An 18527-nucleotide genomic window follows, 5' to 3' on the forward strand; every position below is an offset into this window, starting at 1 on the left:
TGAGCTAACTTAGGCGGGTGAGTCCTCGACGCCTGCCCATGGTCCTGCTCGCCCTCCTGCTCGGCGGCACAGCCCTCGCCGGCTGTGGCTCCGACGACGACACCGGCGGCGACGCCGCGGACGGCGGGAGCGGCGACAGCGCCGCCCCGGCGGACGCCGGCGCCTTCCCCCTCACGATCGAGCACGCGCTCGGCGAGGCCACCATCGAGGAGGCGCCCGAGCGGGTCGTCACGTGGGGGCCGTCGAACCAGGACGTGCTGCTGGCGCTGGGCGTCACGCCGGTGGCGATGCCGGTCTTCGACTACGGCGGCGACGACGAGGGCGTGCTGCCGTGGGTGCGCGAGGAGCTGGGCGACGCCGACCTGCCGGCGCTGCTGCCGAACGCGGCCGGCGAGGAGATCCCGTACGAGGCGATCGCCGAGGAGCAGCCGGACGTCATCATCGCCGTGTACTCGGGCATCACGCAGGAGGAGTACGACACGCTCAGCGCCATCGCGCCCACGGTCGCCTACCCGGACGCGCCGTGGAGCACGCCGTGGCAGCAGCAGACCACGGTCATCGGTGAGGCGCTCGGCCGCTCCGCCGAGGCCGAGCAGCTGGTCGCCGACACCGAGGAGTACCTCGCCACCCGCACCGACGAGTACCCGGAGCTGGCCGGCACGACCTTCGCCTACGGCGCCGAGGACGGCGCGCAGCTCGCGCTCTACACGTCCGACGACGTGCGGGTGCGGCTGCTCACCGACCTCGGCATGACGCTGGCGCCGTACGTCGACGAGCATGCCGAGGGCGACGCCGTGTATTACTACGTGTCGCCCGAGCTGGCCGGCGACGTCGAGTCCGACGTGTTCGTCGCCTGGTTCAACGACCAGGCGGCCGCCGACGCGTTCACGGCGAATCCGGCGTACGCGCAGATCCCGGCCGTGGCGGCGGGCGCGTTCGCCCCGGTCGTCGGCGAGGACTACGTGACCGCCAGCTCGGCGCCGTCGGTGCTGTCGATCCCGTGGATGCTGGACGACTACCTGCCTCAGCTCGCCGCGGCGGCCTCCGCGGCCGGCACCGGGGAGTAGACCCCCGCGACCACCAGGTCCATGTTGATCATCGCGGCGGCGTCCACCCCGGCCGCGGCCGACTTGATCACCGTCGCGAACACGTCGGCGACGTTGCCGGCCGCCCAGATGCCGGGGACGGACGTGCCGCCCATCGGGTCGACGGTGAGCGCGGTGCCGGCGATGATGCCGCCGCGCTCCTGCTCGACGGCGGTCAGTCCGAGGCCGGCGACCATGCCGACGCGGGCGATCGGCTTCGGCGCGACGACGACGGCGCCGACCGGGACGACGACGCCGCCTTCGAGCTCGACCCCCGCCACCGCGTCGTCGACGACCCGCAGCGCCGCGACCGTCCCCTCGACCACCCGCACGCCGCGCGCGGCGAGGTCGGCCAGCTGGGCGTCGTCCAGGGCCGGCGCGGTGTGCGCGAACAGCGTGACGTCGGCCGACCACTGGCGGAACAGCTGCGCGTGGTGCAGGGAAGCGGTCGACGTCGCGAGGACACCGATCGCCCGGTCCCGCACCTCCCAGCCGTGGCAGTACGGGCAGTGCAGGACATCGCGGCCCCACCGCTCGCGCACGCCGGGCACGTCAGGCAGCTCGTCGACGCCGCCGGTGGCGAGCAGGATCCGCCGTGCCCGCACCGTGTCGCCGTCCTCGAGGCGGACGGTGAAGTCGCCGGCCGCGCCGGTCACCTCGGCCACCGCGCCGCGCCGGAACTCGCCGCCGTAGCCCTCGATCTCGGCCCGGCCGATGCGGTACAGCTCGCCCGGTGCCGTGCCCTCGCGGCCCAGGTAGTTGTGCACGCCGCCGGCCGGCGCGTTGCGCGGCTCACCGCCGTCGATCAGCAGCACCGACCGCCGCGCCCGCGACAGCGTCAGCGCGCCGCTCAGCCCGGCCGCCCCGCCGCCGATCACGACTATGTCATAACGGTTCTCATTAGTCATGTCACCAGCGTGCGCCTGCGCCGCTCCGATGGCAAGGTTCGTTGCCGATCTGGCAAACTCCTAGGCGTGGAGGACGAGTCGCTCGGCCGGGTGCTCGACGCCGTCGGGCCGCGGCTGCGCGATCTGCGGCAGCAGCGCGGCGTCACGCTGGCCCAGCTGTCCGAGACCACCGGCATCTCGGTCAGCACGCTGTCGCGGCTGGAGTCGGGTCAGCGGCGGCCGACGCTGGAGCTGCTGCTGCCCCTCGCCCAGGCACACCAGGTGCCGCTGGACCAGCTGGTCGACGCGCCCGAGACCGGCGACCCGCGGCTGCGGCAGCGCTCGTTCCAGCGCAACGGCATCACCTACGTGCCGCTGACCCGGCGCCCGGGCGGGGTGCAGGCGTACAAGCAGATCTTCCCGCCGGGCGTCCCGTCACCCGAGCTGGAACAGCGGGTCCACGAAGGCTACGAGTGGATGTACGTGCTGTCCGGACGCATCCGGCTGCGGCTCGGCCCGCACGACGTCACGCTGACGGCCGGTGAGGTCGCCGAGTTCGACACCCACGTGCCGCACTGGTTCGGCAACCCCGGCCCCGGCCCGGCCGAGGTGATCAGCCTCTACGGCCCGCAGGGCGAGCGCATGCACGTCCGCGCCCGCCCGAAGCACTGACCCTCACGGCAGGTCGATGCCGTGCAGCCCGCCGTCCTGGTCGCCGAAGACGAGGACGCCGTCGACGACGACCGGGGTGCTGAAGGTGTTCGCCGGGCCGGTCTGCAGCCGGTGCTCGATCGTCCCGGTGGCGACGTCGACGCCGGCCAGCAGCCCGGTCGTCGCGACCACCCAGGCGGTGTCGCCGGCGATCACCGGGCCGGCGTTCAGCGTCCGGGCACCCAGCTCGGCGTACCAGCGCCGCGTCCCGGTCGCCGGGTCGACCAGCTGGAACCGGCCCCACTCGTCCACCAGAAACAGCCCGTGCGGCGTCAGCCCGGACGGCGGGTACATGCAGCCGCTGGCCACCTGCCACCGCTGCACCCCGGTCGCGGCGTCGACGGCGAACGTCGAGGCCACCGTCGCGAACAGCACGAGGCCGCCGGGCAGCAGCTCGACGGTGTCGTCCCAGGCGCCGTAGAGCAGCCGGCCGTACGTATTGGTGCGGGTCGTCGTGCTGAACCGCCAGAGCCGCTCCCCGGAGACGGCGTCGAACGCGTACGCGTACCCGTCGCCACTCCCGGCGTAGACGCGCGCCCCGTCGCAGGCGGCCCGGCCGGCGAAGAACCCGCCGAGGTCGGCCCGCCACAGCTCGGCGCCGTCCGCGGCCGCGACGGCGAACAGCGTGCGGCCCGCGGCGAACACCACCGCCTCCGTCGACCCCAGAACCGTCACCAGCGGCGCGGACAGCACCGGCGCGCCGGCGTCGACGCTCCACCGCTCCTCTCCGGTCGACAGCGACAGCGCGGACAGCCGGTGGTCCGCCGACGGCACGAACACGCTGTCGTCGGTGACGGCGGACGCGCGCAGCACCGGGCCGGTCGACGCGGTCCAGCGCGCCCGCCCGCCCCGCCGCGGGTCCACCAGCACGACGGCGCCACCGGTCGACCCGGCCACGACCAGCCCGTCCGGCGTCACCGTCAGAGCGCCCTGCACGCTCCCCGGCAGCGACCGCGACCAGCGCCGCCCCGGCGTCCCGGCCGCCGGCGGCAGCTCGAACGACGCCGTCGACTCGTGCGTCGCGCCGTCGGCCCCGACGACGCGCAGCTGCAGCCGATGCGCGCCGGGCGGCAGCGCCGCGGCGTCGACCGTCGCGGACCACCAGCGGCTGCGGCCGGGCGCGGCCAGCGGCACCCATGCCCCGGCGTTGCGCCCGCCGAACACGTGCTGCGGATACAGCTGGGCGCGGACCTGCGCCGGAGCGCCGTCGCGCGGCACCTCGACGCGGACGTCCAGCGCGCCGCCCGCGGCGAGGTCGATGACGACCCGGCCCGGCGCCAGCAGCCGCCCGGCCCCGTCGCCGTCCAGCGGGATCGTGGTCAGCTCGCGCCGCGTCTCGACGCCGTCGATCGCGACCGTCACCACCCACACCCGCAGCACCGGGTGCCCGGCGTCGTCGACCCGCTCGACCCAGTAGTAGAGCGCGGCGTTACGGGTCGCGGCGCCGGTGACCTGCGTGAACCCGTTGAACCGGTACACGCCCTCGGCGTGCACGTGGCCGGCGAACACCGCGCGGACCGGCGACCCGGCGACCGTCGCGAAGAACGCGTCCTGGTCGTTGACGTAGTAGTGGTCGGCGCCGTACGGGAAGTGCTGGAACAGGACGGCGGGCGCTGGCCCGCCGATCGCCGACGCCAGCCAGCTCAGCCGCTCCGGCCCGAAGTGCCCCGGCTCCTGCAGCAGCTGGGTCGGGTCCAGGCCGATCAGCCGCACGCCGCCCAGATCGAACGTGTACGGCGCCGGGCCGAACGTCTCCTGGTACAGCTGCCCGGCGTTGACGTCCCAGCGCACTTCGTGGTTGCCGGGGACGTGCCGCATGCGCGGCCGCAGCGTCTCCGGCACGGTCGACAGGTACGCGTCGAACTCCGCGCCGCCGCCGTAGTCGGTGATGTCGCCGCAGTTCATGACGAAGTCGGGGTTCGCCCGGTCGATGGACTGGAAGACCCGCGGCAGCAACTGCAGCCGAACCGGCTCCTCCGGGCTGGCGTGCGTGTCGGTGACCACCGCGAACCGCAGGCTCGGGGCGGTGGACGCCGCAGGCGTCGCCGTCCCCGTCGCCGCTGCGCGGGCCGGCCGGACCAGCCCGCCGAGCCCGGACGTCGCCGCCAGCGCGCCCGCCGCGCCGACGCCGGCCACGCCGAGGAATCGCCGCCGATCGATGGTGTGCTCAGGTGTGTCGGACATGGTCTGCACCCCTCCGGCTCGCCGTCGACTGGCGGTCACGCTAGAGGTGATGATCAAGCGCTCGGCGCCCACCGGATGAACTCCCCCGGGCTGGCCGGTGAAGACGGTAGTGTCGGTGCGTGCCCGACTGGCTGCGACTGGTGTACGCCGGCGTCGCCGCCGGCGGCCCGCTGGAGGAGCTGATCGCCGCCTGCGCCCGCGGCTATGGCGACGAGATCCGCGGGCTGCTCACCTGAGCGCGCCCGCGTGGTCCGGGACGTACGTCTGCAGCTCCCGGGGCGGCCGTTCGTAGCCATGCGCGGCCGGGCGCGGGGGCAACTCCAGCGGCCGGCGCTGCACTTCGTGGTACGGAATCGTCGAGAGCAGATGGGCGATCATGTTGATGCGCGCGGCGCGCTTGTCCTCGCTCTCGACCACGTACCACGGCGCCTCCGGGATGTCGGTGTGCACGAACATGTCGTCCTTCGCGCGCGAGTAGTCCTCCCAGCGGCTGATCGACTCCAGATCCATCGGTGACAGCTTCCACCGGCGCATCGGGTCCTCGAGCCGGGACCGGAACCGGTTCTCCTGCTCACCGTCGCTCACCGAGAACCAGTACTTGCGCAGCAGGACGCCGTCCTCGACCAGCATCCGCTCGAAGATCGGGGCCTGGCTGAGGAAGCGGATGTACTCCTCCTTGGTGCAGAAGCCCATGACCCGCTCGACGCCGGCGCGGTTGTACCAGCTCCGGTCGAACAGCACGATCTCGCCGGCCGCTGGCAGGTGCTCGACGTAGCGCTGGAAGTACCACTGGGTGCGCTGCCGTTCGGTCGGCGCCGGCAGGGCGGCGATGCGGGCGATGCGCGGATTCAGGTACTGCGTGACCCGCTTGATCGTGCTGCCCTTCCCCGCCGCGTCGCGCCCCTCGAAGACCACGACGACGCGGGCGCCCTCCTGACGGACCCATTCCTGTAGCGTCACCAGCTGCGCCTGCAGGCGGAACAGCTCCTTCTCGTAGCGCTTCTTCGGCACCCGCTCCACCTGCTGGTCGTCGCCGCCCTTGCCGCTCTTCTTCGCCACTGTCATCCCTCCTTCCGACGAACCTATTCCTCCTCGACGTCCGGTGCGGCGAACTGGCTGTTGTACAGGTCGAAGTACGCGCCGCGGCGCTCCAGCAGCTCGGTGTGCGTCCCCTGCTCGACGATGGCGCCGTCGCGCATGACGAGGATGAGGTCGGCGTCGCGGATGGTCGACAGACGGTGCGCGATGACGAAGCTGGTCCGGTCGCTGCGCAGCGCCGCCATGGCGTGCTGGACGAGCACCTCGGTGCGGGTGTCGACCGACGACGTCGCCTCGTCGAGGATGAGGATCGCCGGGTCGGCGAGGAACGCCCGCGCGATGGTGAGCAGCTGCTTCTCACCGGCGCTGATGTTGTCGCCCTCCTCGTCGATGACGGTGTCGTAGCCGTCGGGCAGCGAGTGGACGAACCGGTCGACGTAGGTCGCCTCGGCGGCGGCGCGGATCTGCTCCTCCGACGCCGTGGGGTCGCCGTAGGCGAGGTTCTCGCGGATCGTCCCGCCGAACAGCCAGGTGTCCTGCAGCACCATGCCGATGCTGGAGCGCAGCTCGTCGCGGCTCAGCTCGGCGATGTCGCGGCCGTCGATGGTGATGCGCCCGCCGCGCAGCTCGTAGAACCGCATGATCAGGTTGACCAGCGTGGTCTTGCCGGCACCCGTCGGGCCGACGATCGCCACCGTCCGGCCCGGCTCGGCCACCAGCGAGAGGTCCTCGATCAGCGGCTGCTCGGGGTCGTAGCTGAACGACACGTGCTCGAACTCGACCCGCCCGCGCGGCTGGTCGTCCAGCGTCTGCGGCGTGGCCGCGTCGGGCACCTGCTCGGGCTCGTCGAGCAGCTCGAACACCCGCTCCGCCGACGCGACGCCGGACTGCAGCAGGTTCGCCATCGACGCCAGCTGGGTCAGCGGCTGGGTGAACTGGCGGGTGTACTGGACGAACGCCTGCACCTCACCGAGGCTCATCGAGCCCGACGCCACCCGCAGCCCGCCGACGACCGCGATCGCGACGTAGTTGAGGTTCCCGAGGAAGAACATCGCCGGCATGATCAGCCCGGACACGAACTGGGCGCCGAAGCTGGCCTGGTAGAGCTCGTCGTTCTTGGCGCCGAAGGACTGCTCGACCTCGCGCTGCCGGCCGAACACCTTCACCAGCGCGTGCCCGGTGTAGGCCTCCTCGATCTGCCCGTTCAGCGCGCCGGTGTGCGCCCACTGCGCCACGAACTGCTTCTGCGACCGCTTCGCGATGACCGCCGTCACCAGCATCGACAGCGGGATCGTCACCAGCGCGATCAACGCCAGCAGCGGCGAGATCCACACCATCATCGCCAGTACGCCGATGACGGTGAGCAGGGAGTTCAGCAGCTGGCTCATGGTCTGCTGCAGGCTCTGCGACACGTTGTCGATGTCGTTGGTGACCCGGCTCAGCACGTCGCCGCGCGCGTTGGCGTCGAAGTACTTGAGCGGCAGCCGGTGGATCTTGTCCTCGACGTCGGAGCGCAGCCGGAACACCGTCCGCTGCACGACCGTGTTGAGCAGGTACGCCTGCACCCACATGAACAGCGACGCGCCCACGTACAGCGCCAGCACCCCCAGCAGCACCGTCTGCAGTGCACCGAAGTCGATGCCCTGGCCGGGCACGACGTTCATGCCGGCAACGAGGTCGGCGAAGGTGTCCTGCCCGTCGGCGCGCAGGTTCTCGACCGCCTGGTCCTTCGTCACGTCCGCGGGCAGCTGCCGGCCGATGACGCCCTGGAAGATCAGGTCGGTGCCGTGCCCGAGCAGCCGCGGGCCCACGACGTTGAGCCCAACGCTGACCACGGCCAGCACGAACACCAGCGCGACGGCCGCGCGCTCCGGCCGCAGCTGAGCGAGCAGCCGCTTCGCCGACGGGCCGAAGTTCAGCGCCTTCTGCGGCGGTCCGGCCATCGCGGCCATGCCGGGCGGACCGCCACCGGGCCGGCCGCCGGGACCACCCGGGCCGGCGGGGCGCGCGGGCGCCGTCGTCGTCGCGGGCCTGGACGCGCTCATGCTGCCTCCTCCGCGGTCAGCTGGGACTCGACGATCTCGGTGTAGGTCGGGCTGGTCTCCATCAGCTCGGCGTGGGTGCCGAGCCCGACGACGGCGCCGTCATCGAGCACCACGATCTGGTCGGCGTCGATGATCGTGGAGATGCGCTGCGCGACGATGACCACCGCGGCGTCGGTGATGTGCGGGCGCAGCGCCGCCCGCAGCCGGGCGTCGGTGGCGAGGTCGAGTGCGGAGAACGAGTCGTCGAACAGGTAGATGCCAGGCTTGCGGACCAGCGCGCGGGCGATCGCCAGCCGCTGCCGCTGCCCGCCGGACACGTTGGTGCCGCCCTGCGCGATCGGCGCGTCCAGGCCCTCCGGCATCTCCTCGACGAAGTCGGCGGCCTGCGCAACGCGCAACGCGTCCCACAACTCGTCGTCGGTGGCGTCGGGCTTGCCGTACCGCAGGTTGCTGGCGACGGTGCCGGAGAACAGGTACGCCTTCTGCGGCACCAGGCCGATCCGCTCGCGCAGCGCCTCGGGGTCGAGCCGGCGGACGTCGACGCCGCCGGCCAGCACCTGGCCCGCCGTCACGTCGATGAGCCGCGGCACCAGGCTGACCAGGGTCGTCTTGCCCGAACCGGTGCTGCCGACGACCGCGGTCGTGGTGCCGGGCTCGACGGTGAACGACACGTCGCGCAGCACCGGCGACTCAGCGCCCGGGTAGGCGAACCCCGCGCCGCGCAGCTCCAGCGACACCCGGGACGGCAGGGTCGTCACCGGCTCCGCCGGCGGCACCACCGACGAGTCGGTGCCGAGCACCTCGCCGATGCGTTCCGCGCAGACCGTCGCCCGCGGAATCATGACCAGCATGAACGTCGCCATCATGACCGCCATCAGGATCTGGATGAGGTAGGTCAGGAACGCCGTCAGCGAGCCGATCTGCAGCTGGCCGTCGTCGATGCGCGACGCGCCGAACCACAGCACGGCAACGCTGGACACGTTGAGGACGAACATCACCCACGGGAACATCAGCGCCATCAGCCGGCCGACGTACAGCGCGGTCTCGGTGAGCGCGGTGTTGGCGACGGCGAACCGGCTGCGCTCCCAGCGCTCGCGGACGAACGCCCGCACCACCCGGATGCCGGTGATCTGCTCGCGCATGACCCGGTTGACGGCGTCGATGCGCACCTGCATGAGCCGGAACCCGGGCACCATGCGGCGCACGATCAGCGCGATGCCGATGACCAGCGCGGGGACGCAGACCAGCAGCAGCCAGGCCAGGTCGACGTCCTCGCGCAGCGCCATGATGAGGCCGCCGGTCGCCGTGATCGGCGCGGTGACCAGCAGCGTGCACGACATCAGCACCAGCATCTGGACCTGCTGGACGTCGTTGGTGTTGCGGGTGATCAGCGACGGCGCGCCGAACCGGCCCACCTCGCGAGCGGAGAACTCGCCGACGCGGTGGAAGACGGCGGCCCGCACGTCGCGGCCGAACGCCATCGCCGTCTTCGCGCCGAAGTACACCGCGCCGACCGTGCAGGCGATCTGCAGCAGCGTCGCCGCCAGCATCCACCCGCCGGTACGCATGATGTAGCCGGTGTCGCCGCGGGCGATGCCGTTGTCGATGATGTCGGCGTTGAGACTGGGCAGGTAGAGCGAGGCCAGCGTGCCGATGAACTGCAGCACGACGACGGCGGCGAGCCACCGCCGGTACGGGCGCAGGTACGTCCGCAGCAGGGTGATGAGCATGGAACGGCTCCGAACTGGAGTATCGGAATCTGACGTGGTGCTGACGTGTGCCCGAGCTCGAAGGGTCAGGGCGACGGGTCGTTCGTGGTCGCCGGCGCGGCGACGACGCCGTGCAGCAGCAGGTCGACGACCTCGGCCGGGGTCATGGGCTCGTGGTCGTTGATGAGCGGGTGGAAGCCGGCGAAGGCGAGGATGCGCAGCCGCCGGGCCACCTCGACCGGCGGGACCCGCAGCCGACGGCGGTCGGGCTCGACCAACGCGGCGATGACGGCCATGATGCCGGCGTGCCGCGGCGGCTCCTGGCGCCCGTCGTCGCCCGGCGGCCGGCTGAAGCCGATGGCCACCATGAGCTGGAAGACGCTGGTGAGCCGCTCGTGCAGGATCTCCGCCGCGACCAGCAGCCGGTGCTCCAGCGGCAGGTCGGTGCCGATGGCCCGCAGCCGCCGCTCGGTGTCGCCGGGGTCGATCGCCGCCTCGAGCACCTGCTTGAGCAGCGAGTCCTTGTCGTCGAAGACCCGGAAGATGGTGCCCTCGGCGATGCCCGCCGCCTCGGCGATCTGCCGGGTGCTGACGTCGAACCCGTGCTGGCGGACCAGCGGCAGGGTGGCGTCGATGATCGCCGCACGTCGCTGTTCCGGCGACATGGGCGTCGCGCGCACCCGGCGGGTCTCGGTGGCCATGGGTCACGATGCTAAGTGAGTGAGGGCTCACTCACAACTGGTTTCCCACGCGTTCGCTCTGCGCGGACGGCGATGGTGAGCGTTTGCTGGGGCCGGAGCACCAGCAGGTGCTCACCCATCACCTTTCCCGGAATGCGCGGCTGTCCGCGCCGGGGCGTCAGCCGTCTTTGCAATGAGCACCTATACGCACCGCCCCCGGCCGGTCGGGGGCGGTGCGTATAGGTGCTCATTGCAAGGCGCTTCGAACTAGCCCGCTCCCAGTGGTTGAGGGATCCGGGCAGCCCAGGCGACACATTTCCTTCAACCATCCCCGCGGAAGTGGGCGTACGCTCGAAGGAGAAGGTCGCTGACGAGGAGGTCAGCATGGGTGCGCTACTAGCCCTCATCATCGTCGCGCTGATCCTGGGCCTCATCGGGTACGGCGCGAGCGCCCGCATCGTCCGTCAGTTCGAGCGCGGCGTCGTGTTCCGGTTCGGGAAGGTGCACGGGCCGCCGCGCGAGCCGGGGTTCGTCTGGATCGCCCCGTTCGTCGACCAGATGCGCAAGGTCAACGTCCAGATCGTCACCCTGCCGATCCCCGCGCAGGACGGCATCACCCGCGACAACGTGACGGTGCGCGTCGACGCCGTCGTCTACTTCCGGGTGCACGACCCCGTCGAGGCCGTCGTCGAGGTGCAGGACTACGAGTTCGCCGTCTCGCAGGTCGCGCAGACGTCGCTGCGGTCGATCATCGGCAAGAGCGAGCTCGACGACCTGCTGTCCAACCGCGAGACGCTGAACCAGGGTCTCGAGCTGATGATCGACAGCCCGGCGGTCGGCTGGGGCATCGAGATCGACCGCGTCGAGATCAAGGACGTCGCGCTGCCGGAGACGATGAAGCGCTCGATGTCACGACAGGCCGAGGCGGAGCGGGAACGGCGATCCCGCATCATCACCGCCGACGGTGAGCTGCAGGCGTCGCACAAGCTCGCCGCGGCCGCGTCCACGATGTCCGAGACCCCGGCCGCGCTGCAGCTCCGGCTGCTGCAGACCATCGTCGAGGTCGCCGCGGAGAAGAACTCGACCGTCGTGCTGCCGTTCCCGGTCGAGCTGCTGCGCTTCCTCGAGCACGCTTCGGAGAAGCCGGCAGCGCCGGCCGCATCGGCCACTCCGCCAGCGCCGCCGCCCACGCCGCCGCCCACGCCGGAGGTGGAGCCGGCCACGTCCGACGTCAACGGCGTGCGCCAGCTGCCCGCGCCACCGCAACCCCCACGCCCCTGATCGGCAGCTGCTAGGGTCTGCGCCATGTACGCGACCGTGCTCGGCACGTGGTGGCCCGCCTCCTAGGCGGCTCACCCCCTTCGCGTACTCCACGCAAGCGACCGCCTCACCGAGGCGGTCGTCGTTGTTTCCGGCACCGTTCCGCCCCGGCCGAGGCCCGATCGGGAAGGAACACCATGCTGGACGATCTGCTCGCCGACCCCGCTCCCCCGCCGTTCGCGCTGCTCGCCCGCGCCGGCCGGACCGACGTCGACCTGCTGCTCGGTGACGTCGTCGACGTCGACCGGCTGGCGGACATCCCGCTGCCGGACGCGGACAGCGCGGCGACGCTGGCGCTGGTCCCGTACCGGCAGCTGTCCGAGCGCGGCTTCGAGTGCCACGACGACGGCGCGCCGCTGCGCTGCCTGCGGGTGCGGTCGAGGGTCTCGCTGACCCGCGAGGAGGTCCTGGCGGCGCTGGACGGCGGTGTGGACGTCGCGCCCGGCGGGTTCGACGTCAGCGACGACGAGTACGCGGACATCGTCGGCCGGGTCATCCGCGACGAGATCGGCCGCGGCGCCGGCGCCAACTTCGTCATCCGGCGCGACTACCTGGCCCGGCTGACGGGGTCGGTGCCGCACGCGGCGCTGCGGCTGTTCGGCCGGCTGGTCACCGGCGAGCCGAACGCGTACTGGACGTTCGCGGTGCACGCCGGCGACGTGACGATGGTCGGCGCGACCCCGGAGCGGCACGTCAGCGTCGACGACGGCACCGTCGTGATGAACCCGATCAGCGGCACCTACCGGGTCCCGGCCGGCGGCGCGACCTCCGGCGACCTGCTGCGGTTCCTCGCCGACCCGAAGGAGACCGAGGAACTGTTCATGGTGGTCGACGAGGAGCTGAAGATGATGAGCGCCGTGTGCGAGGACGGCGGACGCGTGCTCGGGCCGTACCTCAACGAGATGGCGCACCTCGTCCACACCGAGTACCTGCTCGAGGGGACCACGCGGCTGGACGTGCGCGACGTGCTGCGCGAGACGATGTTCGCCCCGACGGTCACCGGGTCGCCGCTGGAGAACGCCGCACGGGTCATCACGCGGTATGAGGTGGGTGGGCGGGGGTACTACGCGGGGGTCGCGGCGCTGATCGAGGGCGCCGGCGACCGGCTGACCGTCGACGCGCCGATCCTCATCCGCACCGCCTACCTCGAGCCGGACGGGACCGTGCGGGTGCCCGTCGGCGCGACCCTGGTGCGGCATTCCGTCGCCCGTCACGAGGTCGCCGAGACGCACGCGAAGGCGGCCGGCGTGCTGGCGGCGCTCGCAGTGCGAGCGGCGGCACCGTCGCCGTCGTCCTCGCTGCCTCCGTCGTCGTTCGCGGACGACCCGGAGATCGCCGCCGCGCTCACGTCCCGCAACCGCACGCTGGCGCCGTTCTGGCTGCGGCCGCAGGGGCAGGACGAGCGGCCGGCGCTGACCGGGCGGCCGGTGCTGATCGTCGACGCCGAGGACCGGTGGACCGCGATGCTGGCGCACCTGCTGCGCCGGCTCGGCATGCGGGCGGACGTGCGCCGCTGGGACGAGGTGGGCCCGGCCGACGGCGACGCGTACGACCTGCTGCTGGCCGGACCCGGTCCCGGCGACCCGCGCGGCGTCGCCGACCCGCGGATCGCCCGGCTGCACGAGGTCGTCGGAGCGCGGCTGGCCGCGGAGCGTCCGCTGCTCGCCGTCTGCCTCAGTCACCAGGTGCTGGCCGGGCTGCTCGGGCTGCCGCTCGGGCCGTTGCCGCAGCCGTACCAGGGCACCCAGCGGCAGGTGCCGTTGTTCGGCCGCGAGACCCGGGTCGGGTTCTACAACACGTACGCGGCGCGGCTGGCGAGCCTGCCCCGCGGTGTTGAAGCAGCGGCCCACCCGGAGACCGGCGAGGTGTTCGCGCTGCGCGGCGCCGGGTTCGCGTCGGTGCAGTTCCACCTGGAGTCGATCCTGTCCACCGAGGGCATCGACCTGCTGGCGGAGCTGGTGACGGGCGTCCTCGCGCCGGCGCCCGCTGAACGGGCGGTCCGCGCCTGAGCCGATCTGGCCTAGGATCCGGACATGGATGTCCCTGTCGTGACCGAAGAGCTGGTGCGGCAGTTGCGGGACGGCTATCCGCACGCCGCCCTCGTCTATGCCGGCGGCGGCGAGTTGCTGGTCCGCCGTCCGTCCGATGGCGTGGTGGCGGGCGAGCGTCTCTACAGCTCGCAGCGGCTGGACAGCTGGCGGCCGGCGGCGGGCGGTGCGGCGCTGTCCGACCGCGAGCACGCGGCCCGTCTGACGGCGCAACTGACGCCGGCCATCGAGGAACTGGTCGCCCGCGAGCAGGCCGAGGTGATCCTCGGCCTGCTCGGCGCCTACAGCGGCCCGGACATCTGGGCCGACGTCATCGAGAAGCTGCCCGACTTCGACCGCCGCATCCCGCCCGAGTACCCGAGCTACGTCCGCTCCGCCTACGACCGGCGCCATCACGACGCCACCGCCACCACCGCCGAGTTCGTCGCACTTGGCGAGCGCGTGACGTTCTCGCTCGACCGCCGCGAGAACCGCTGGCTGGCGACGTTCGCAGAAAGAGCCTGAGCGGCTCAGCCCGCGCTGCTCTCCAGTCGCTGCTGCACCTCGTCGGCGCTGAGGTCCTCGGTCTGCTGCGAGACGATCCACTGGATGCCGAACGGGTCGCGCAACCGGCCCTGGCGCATGCCGTACGGCTGGTCGCCGGTCGGGAAGACGACGGTCGCGCCGGCCCGCTCCAGGGCGGCCCCGACGGCGTCGGCGTCGGCGACCTCCAGCGTGAACAGCGCGCCGGCGGCCGGGTCGTACTCGTCGGCGTCCTTGATCGACAGCGTGCTGGCGCCGACCCGGAACTCCGCGTAGACGACCTTGCCGCCCGGCCCGGCGTGCCGGACGCCGGGCTCGGCGCCGAGCGCGCGGCGGTAGAAGTCGAGCGCGCGCTCCGCGCCGTCGACGACCAGCTTCGGGGTCACAGTGATCTCGTTCATGCCTCCATCGTGGCCCGCCCCCGCCGTCGCGCGCTTGGAGAAAACGGTCAGCCCGGCGGGAGCGGCACGTGGTTGTGCTCGGCCGCCGACCGCGGGACGTAGCGGCCGGGGGTGAGGCCGGTGAGGGCGCGGAAGTCGTTGATGAGGTGGGCCTGGTCGAAGTAGCCGTGCCGGGCGGCGACCTCGGCCCAGTCGACCCCACCTCCGGGCACGACCCCGGGCACGGTCACGGTCCGGAGCACCCGCTGCAACCGCCGGACCCGGCCGAACTGCTTCGGCGACAGCCCGACGGCGGCGCGGAAGCGGCGCTGCAGGGTCGAGGCGGACGCGCCGATCCGGCCGGTCACAGCACCCACGGCGGCACCGCGGTCCAGGGCGCGGACGGCGTAGGCGACCGCGCCGTCGGGCTCCGGCCCGGCCGCCGCCGCACCCAGGCGGGCGAGCAGCACCCGCTCCAGAACGTCCAGCCGCTCCCCCGGCGTCGACGCGGTGAGCACCCGCTCGCGCACGCTCGCGCCGTCAGAGCCCCAGAGGTCGGCCAGTGGCGTGACCGGGTCGGTGAGCGCGGCCGCCGGGACGTCGCCGAACGCGACGACGCCGCCGGGGCGGAACACGACCCCCGCGGTGGCGGCCTGGTCTGCGGTGTCGACGCCGATCGGCCGGGCCAGCGGGGCGCAGACGCCAGCGCCGCCGACCCCGCCCGGGCGGCTGAGGTCGTCGCCGTCGTACCAGTTCAGACGGTCGGCGGCGAGGTTGACGACGAGCTGGGACGCGCCGGTGGGCAGGGTGCGGTCGCGTCCGGGCGGCAGCGGCTCGTCGAGGTACCACAGGTGCTCGACGAACGGCGCGAGCTCGGCGCGTGGCCGGCGGACCAGCATGTCTCCGACCGTACCCCGCGGGTCCGGCAGCAGTCGACTTGACCTTGACGCGGGGTCAACCCTCCATCCTTTCTCTCATGGAGATCGAACCGATCATTCACGTGCAAGGTCTGGAGAAGTCGTACGGAGAGCTCGACGTGCTGCGCGGCGTGGACTTCGACGTCGCGCGGGGCAGCATCTTCGCACTGCTCGGCTCGAACGGGGCGGGCAAGACGACGGTCGTGCGGATCCTCGCGACGCTGCTCAAGGCCGACGCAGGGACGGCCGGCGTCAACGGCTTCGACGTCGCGACGGAACCGGCGAAGGTGCGCGAGTCCTTCAGCCTCACCGGGCAGTTCGCGGCCGTCGACGAGATCCTCACCGGACGGGAGAACCTCGTGCTCGTCGCCCGGCTGCGGCACCTCGACGACCCGGGCGCGCTGGCGGACGACCTGCTCGACCGCTTCGGACTGACCGAGGCGGCGGCGCGGAAGGTGTCGACCTACTCCGGTGGGATGCGCCGCCGGCTGGACATCGCGATGAGCCTCATCGGGGACCCGCCGGTGATCTTCCTGGACGAACCGACCACCGGGCTCGACCCCGAGGGCCGCCTCGAGGTGTGGCAGACAGTCGAGCAGCTGGCCGGGCGCGGCACGACCGTCCTGCTCACCACGCAGTACCTGGACGAGGCCGAACGCCTGGCCGACCGGATCGCGATCCTCCACCAGGGCCGCATCATCGCGAACGGCACCCTCGACGAGCTCAAGAAGCTCCTCCCACCCGCCAAGGCCGAGTACGTCGAGAAGCAGCCGACCCTGGAAGAGATCTTCCTCGCGATCATCGGCACGAACCACGAGGAGCAGGCATGAGCACGTACTTCTTCGCCGACACAGCCGTCCTCACGGGACGGACCCTGCGCCACGTCACCCGCAGCCTGGACACCATCATCACCACCGCGATCATGCCGATCGCGATGATGCTGCTGTTCGTCTACGTGTTCGGCGGCGCGATCGAAACGGGCACGGACTCGTACGTGACGTACATGCTGCCGGGCATCCTGCTCATCACGGTTGCCTCGGGCATCTCCTACACCGCGTTCCGGCTGTTCACGGACATGAAGGGCGGCATCTTCGAGCGGTTCCAGTCGATGCCGATCACCCGGTCGGGCGTGCTGTGGGCGCACGTCCTGACCTCGCTGGTCGCCAACGTCATCTCGCTGGTGATCGTCGTGGGCGTCGCCCTGCTGATGGGCTTCCGCTCGAGCGCCGGGGTGACGGCGTGGCTCGGCGTGGCCGGCATCCTGCTGCTGTTCACACTGGCGCTGACGTGGATCGCGGTCATCCCCGGCCTCTCGGCGTCGTCGATCGAGGGGGCGAGCGCGTTCTCGTACCCGCTGATCTTCCTGCCGTTCCTCAGCTCGGCGTTCGTGCCCACCGACACCATGCCCGCCCCGGTGGAGTGGTTCGCCGAGAACCAGCCGGTGACGTCGATCGTCAACACGATCCGCGACCTGTTCGCCCAGCAACCGGTCGGCAACGACGTCTGGATCGCGCTGGGCTGGTGCGTGGGCATCCTCGTCGTGGCGTACGGCTTCGCGATGGCCGCCTACCGGCGGAAGGTCGCCTGAGGCAGGCTGGGACCATGCTCACCATCAGCCAACTCGCGGCGTATGCGGGGGTGACGGTGCGGGCGGTGCGCCACTACCACCGCATCGGGCTGCTGCCCGAGCCCGAGCGCGACCGCTCCGGCTACCGCAGCTACGACGCCGCCGCGGTCGTGCGGCTGATCCGCATCCACACCCTGGCCGCCGCCGGCGTGCCGCTGGCGCGAGTGCAAGAACTCCTGGACGCCGGTCCGGACGAGTTCGCCGACGGCGTCCAGGAGATCGACAAGGACCTGCGTGCCGAGATCCGGCGGCTGCAGGGCACCCGCAAACGGCTCGCCCGGCTCGCCGCCGGGGACCACCTGGCGCTCCCGCAGAGCGTCGTGGACTACCTCGACAGGGTGCGCGGTCTCGGTGTCGAGGAGCGGTACATCGAGATGGAGCGCGACGCCTGGATCATGGTCGCCGCCCAGGTGCCGGACCACATCGACGCCGTCATGGCCAAGAAGCACGAGGACCTGAACGACCCCGACATGGTGAAGCTCTACAGCTTCCTCACCGGGGTGGTCGACTTGACGGTCGACGATCCCCGGATCGTCGAGATCGCCGACCTCCTGGAGCGCATCCTGGCCCGCGCCGTCGACGCCGGCGAGGTGGGCGACGACGGCTTCGACGACCGGTTCGTCGACCTGCTGGACACGACGTTCGTGGAGTCCTCGCCGATCGCCGCGCGACTGCTCACGCTCCTGGAGGAGCGGGGCTGGAAGGGCTGGACCCGGGTCGAGCGAGTGCCGGCCGCTAGTCGTGCCGGCCGGTGACCGCCACCCGCGCGCCCAGCCCGATCATCGCGACGCCGCCGACGGCGCTGAAGTGGCCCAGCCGCCCCGGCGAGCGAGCGAACCAGTCGCGCGCGGTGCCGGCGCCGACCGCCCAGCAGCTGTCCATGAGGAACGCCATCACGGTGAACACGGCGCCGAACAGCAGCATCTGCACGCTCGGGTGCGCGCCGCCCGGGTCGACGAACTGCGGGAGGACGGCCGCGAAGAACACGATCACCTTGGGGTTGGTCAGCCCGACGACGAAGCCTTCGCGCGCGGCCCGGCGGGCGCTGGTGAGACGGACGGCCCCGGCCGCGGCATCGGCGAACGACTTCCGGTGCCGGATCGCCTGCACACCCAGGTAGACGAGGTACGCGGCGCCGGCGAACTTGATGATGGTGAACACGACGATGGACCGCTCGACGATCGCGCCCAGGCCGAACGCGACGGTGAGCGCCTGCAGGAACGCGCCCACGGAGTTGCCGGACGCCGACGCGATGCCGCCGCGCCGTCCCAGCACCAGCGCCCGGCCGACGGTGAACAGCACGCTCGGGCCGGGGATCGCGATGAGGACGAACGAACTGACGACGAACGCCAGCAGGTGCGCGGTCGAGATCAT

General features: G+C 72.1%; 17 protein-coding genes. 8 read left to right on the plus strand and 9 right to left on the minus strand.

Going from position 1 to position 18527, the window contains the following annotated elements:
- Positions 1-17 precede the first annotated feature (17 nt).
- On the plus strand, positions 18-1067 hold the full coding sequence (locus BLV05_RS30125; RefSeq protein WP_197683412.1) for an iron-siderophore ABC transporter substrate-binding protein: 1050 nt from the start codon (positions 18-20) through the stop codon (positions 1065-1067).
- Here BLV05_RS30125 and BLV05_RS30130 read toward each other — a convergent pair.
- Positions 1025-1993 (minus strand): NAD(P)/FAD-dependent oxidoreductase, encoded by a 969-nt coding sequence (locus tag BLV05_RS30130; RefSeq protein ID WP_046771701.1) that lies wholly within the window; start codon positions 1991-1993, stop codon positions 1025-1027. The genes BLV05_RS30125 and BLV05_RS30130 overlap by 43 nt on opposite strands.
- 66 nt (positions 1994-2059) lie before the next feature.
- On the opposite strand from BLV05_RS30130, the gene BLV05_RS30135 reads away from it, so the two are divergent.
- On the plus strand, positions 2060-2644 hold the full coding sequence (locus tag BLV05_RS30135) for a helix-turn-helix domain-containing protein (protein ID WP_046771700.1): 585 nt from the start codon (positions 2060-2062) through the stop codon (positions 2642-2644).
- Positions 2645-2647: 3 nt separating this feature from the next.
- Here the strand turns inward: BLV05_RS30135 and BLV05_RS30140 are convergent, their stop codons facing one another.
- The 5 genes from BLV05_RS30140 to BLV05_RS30160 all read right to left on the minus strand — a co-directional run bounded on the left by BLV05_RS30140 (position 2648) and on the right by BLV05_RS30160 (position 10360).
- Entirely contained in the window at positions 2648-4867 is a 2220-nt protein-coding gene (locus BLV05_RS30140) for an outer membrane protein assembly factor BamB family protein (protein WP_152690998.1), read from the minus strand.
- A gap of 228 nt (positions 4868-5095) precedes the next feature.
- Entirely contained in the window at positions 5096-5932 is an 837-nt protein-coding gene (ppk2, locus tag BLV05_RS30145) for a polyphosphate kinase 2 (RefSeq protein WP_046771698.1), read from the minus strand.
- A 17-nt stretch (positions 5933-5949) separates the two neighbouring features.
- Positions 5950-7950 carry an ABC transporter ATP-binding protein gene (locus BLV05_RS30150; RefSeq protein WP_046771697.1) on the minus strand — a complete coding sequence of 667 codons (2001 nt, stop codon included), beginning with the start codon at positions 7948-7950 and terminating at the stop codon, positions 5950-5952.
- Positions 7947-9680 (minus strand): ABC transporter ATP-binding protein, encoded by a 1734-nt coding sequence (locus BLV05_RS30155; RefSeq protein ID WP_046771696.1) that lies wholly within the window; start codon positions 9678-9680, stop codon positions 7947-7949. Before BLV05_RS30155 ends, BLV05_RS30150 begins: the two co-directional genes overlap by 4 nt.
- A 65-nt stretch (positions 9681-9745) precedes the next feature.
- Positions 9746-10360: a TetR/AcrR family transcriptional regulator gene (locus tag BLV05_RS30160; protein WP_052762967.1), complete on the minus strand. Its 615-nt coding sequence runs from the start codon at positions 10358-10360 to the stop codon at positions 9746-9748.
- Positions 10361-10723: 363 nt separating this feature from the next.
- On the opposite strand from BLV05_RS30160, the gene BLV05_RS30165 reads away from it, so the two are divergent.
- The 3 genes from BLV05_RS30165 (at position 10724) to BLV05_RS30175 (ending at position 14211) form a co-directional block, all read left to right on the plus strand.
- Entirely contained in the window at positions 10724-11620 is an 897-nt protein-coding gene (locus BLV05_RS30165) for a slipin family protein (RefSeq protein WP_046771736.1), read from the plus strand.
- Between the two features lie 176 nt (positions 11621-11796).
- Positions 11797-13668: an anthranilate synthase family protein gene (locus BLV05_RS30170; RefSeq protein ID WP_046771695.1), complete on the plus strand. Its 1872-nt coding sequence runs from the start codon at positions 11797-11799 to the stop codon at positions 13666-13668.
- A 24-nt stretch (positions 13669-13692) separates the two neighbouring features.
- On the plus strand, positions 13693-14211 hold the full coding sequence (locus BLV05_RS30175) for a hypothetical protein (protein WP_152690997.1): 519 nt from the start codon (positions 13693-13695) through the stop codon (positions 14209-14211).
- A 5-nt stretch (positions 14212-14216) separates the two neighbouring features.
- Here BLV05_RS30175 and BLV05_RS30180 read toward each other — a convergent pair whose 3' ends face one another.
- The gene (locus BLV05_RS30180) at positions 14217-14630 is read right to left on the minus strand and encodes a VOC family protein (RefSeq protein WP_046771693.1); all 414 of its coding nucleotides are present in this window, start codon (positions 14628-14630) and stop codon (positions 14217-14219) included.
- Between the two features lie 47 nt (positions 14631-14677).
- The gene (locus tag BLV05_RS30185) at positions 14678-15508 is read right to left on the minus strand and encodes a helix-turn-helix domain-containing protein (protein ID WP_046771692.1); all 831 of its coding nucleotides are present in this window, start codon (positions 15506-15508) and stop codon (positions 14678-14680) included.
- 77 nt (positions 15509-15585) lie between these two features.
- Between BLV05_RS30185 and BLV05_RS30190 the strand changes: the two genes are divergently transcribed.
- Genes BLV05_RS30190 through BLV05_RS30200 form a run of 3 tightly spaced genes read left to right on the plus strand, consistent with a single transcriptional unit; the run spans position 15586 to position 17908 of the window.
- Positions 15586-16356, plus strand: a complete 771-nt coding sequence (locus BLV05_RS30190; RefSeq protein WP_046771691.1) for an ABC transporter ATP-binding protein — start codon at positions 15586-15588, stop codon at positions 16354-16356.
- Entirely contained in the window at positions 16353-17114 is a 762-nt protein-coding gene (locus BLV05_RS30195; RefSeq protein ID WP_046771690.1) for an ABC transporter permease, read from the plus strand. Before BLV05_RS30190 ends, BLV05_RS30195 begins: the two co-directional genes overlap by 4 nt.
- 14 nt (positions 17115-17128) lie before the next feature.
- Positions 17129-17908: a MerR family transcriptional regulator gene (locus BLV05_RS30200; protein WP_046771689.1), complete on the plus strand. Its 780-nt coding sequence runs from the start codon at positions 17129-17131 to the stop codon at positions 17906-17908.
- Here the strand turns inward: BLV05_RS30200 and BLV05_RS30205 are convergent.
- Positions 17889-18527 (minus strand): LysE family translocator, encoded by a 639-nt coding sequence (locus BLV05_RS30205; RefSeq protein WP_046771688.1) that lies wholly within the window; start codon positions 18525-18527, stop codon positions 17889-17891. The genes BLV05_RS30200 and BLV05_RS30205 overlap by 20 nt on opposite strands.

The organism is Jiangella alkaliphila (assembly GCF_900105925.1).
Taxonomy (GTDB): Bacteria; Actinomycetota; Actinomycetes; order Jiangellales; family Jiangellaceae; genus Jiangella; species Jiangella alkaliphila.

Excerpts from the sequence above, each read along its gene's own strand:
- BLV05_RS30130 (WP_046771701.1), bottom strand. The coding sequence starts at position 1,993 with ATGACTAATGAGAACCGTTATGACATAGTCGTGATCGGCGGCGGGGCG.
- BLV05_RS30140 (WP_152690998.1), bottom strand. The coding sequence starts at position 4,867 with ATGTCCGACACACCTGAGCACACCATCGATCGGCGGCGATTCCTCGGC.
- ppk2 (WP_046771698.1), bottom strand. The coding sequence starts at position 5,932 with ATGACAGTGGCGAAGAAGAGCGGCAAGGGCGGCGACGACCAGCAGGTG.
- BLV05_RS30150 (WP_046771697.1), bottom strand. The coding sequence starts at position 7,950 with ATGAGCGCGTCCAGGCCCGCGACGACGACGGCGCCCGCGCGCCCCGCC.
- BLV05_RS30155 (WP_046771696.1), bottom strand. The coding sequence starts at position 9,680 with ATGCTCATCACCCTGCTGCGGACGTACCTGCGCCCGTACCGGCGGTGG.
- BLV05_RS30160 (WP_052762967.1), bottom strand. The coding sequence starts at position 10,360 with ATGGCCACCGAGACCCGCCGGGTGCGCGCGACGCCCATGTCGCCGGAA.
- BLV05_RS30165 (WP_046771736.1), top strand. The coding sequence starts at position 10,724 with ATGGGTGCGCTACTAGCCCTCATCATCGTCGCGCTGATCCTGGGCCTC.
- BLV05_RS30170 (WP_046771695.1), top strand. The coding sequence starts at position 11,797 with ATGCTGGACGATCTGCTCGCCGACCCCGCTCCCCCGCCGTTCGCGCTG.
- BLV05_RS30175 (WP_152690997.1), top strand. The coding sequence starts at position 13,693 with ATGGATGTCCCTGTCGTGACCGAAGAGCTGGTGCGGCAGTTGCGGGAC.
- BLV05_RS30180 (WP_046771693.1), bottom strand. The coding sequence starts at position 14,630 with ATGAACGAGATCACTGTGACCCCGAAGCTGGTCGTCGACGGCGCGGAG.
- BLV05_RS30185 (WP_046771692.1), bottom strand. The coding sequence starts at position 15,508 with ATGCTGGTCCGCCGGCCACGCGCCGAGCTCGCGCCGTTCGTCGAGCAC.
- BLV05_RS30190 (WP_046771691.1), top strand. The coding sequence starts at position 15,586 with ATGGAGATCGAACCGATCATTCACGTGCAAGGTCTGGAGAAGTCGTAC.
- BLV05_RS30195 (WP_046771690.1), top strand. The coding sequence starts at position 16,353 with ATGAGCACGTACTTCTTCGCCGACACAGCCGTCCTCACGGGACGGACC.
- BLV05_RS30200 (WP_046771689.1), top strand. The coding sequence starts at position 17,129 with ATGCTCACCATCAGCCAACTCGCGGCGTATGCGGGGGTGACGGTGCGG.
- BLV05_RS30205 (WP_046771688.1), bottom strand. The coding sequence starts at position 18,527 with ATGATCTCGACCGCGCACCTGCTGGCGTTCGTCGTCAGTTCGTTCGTC.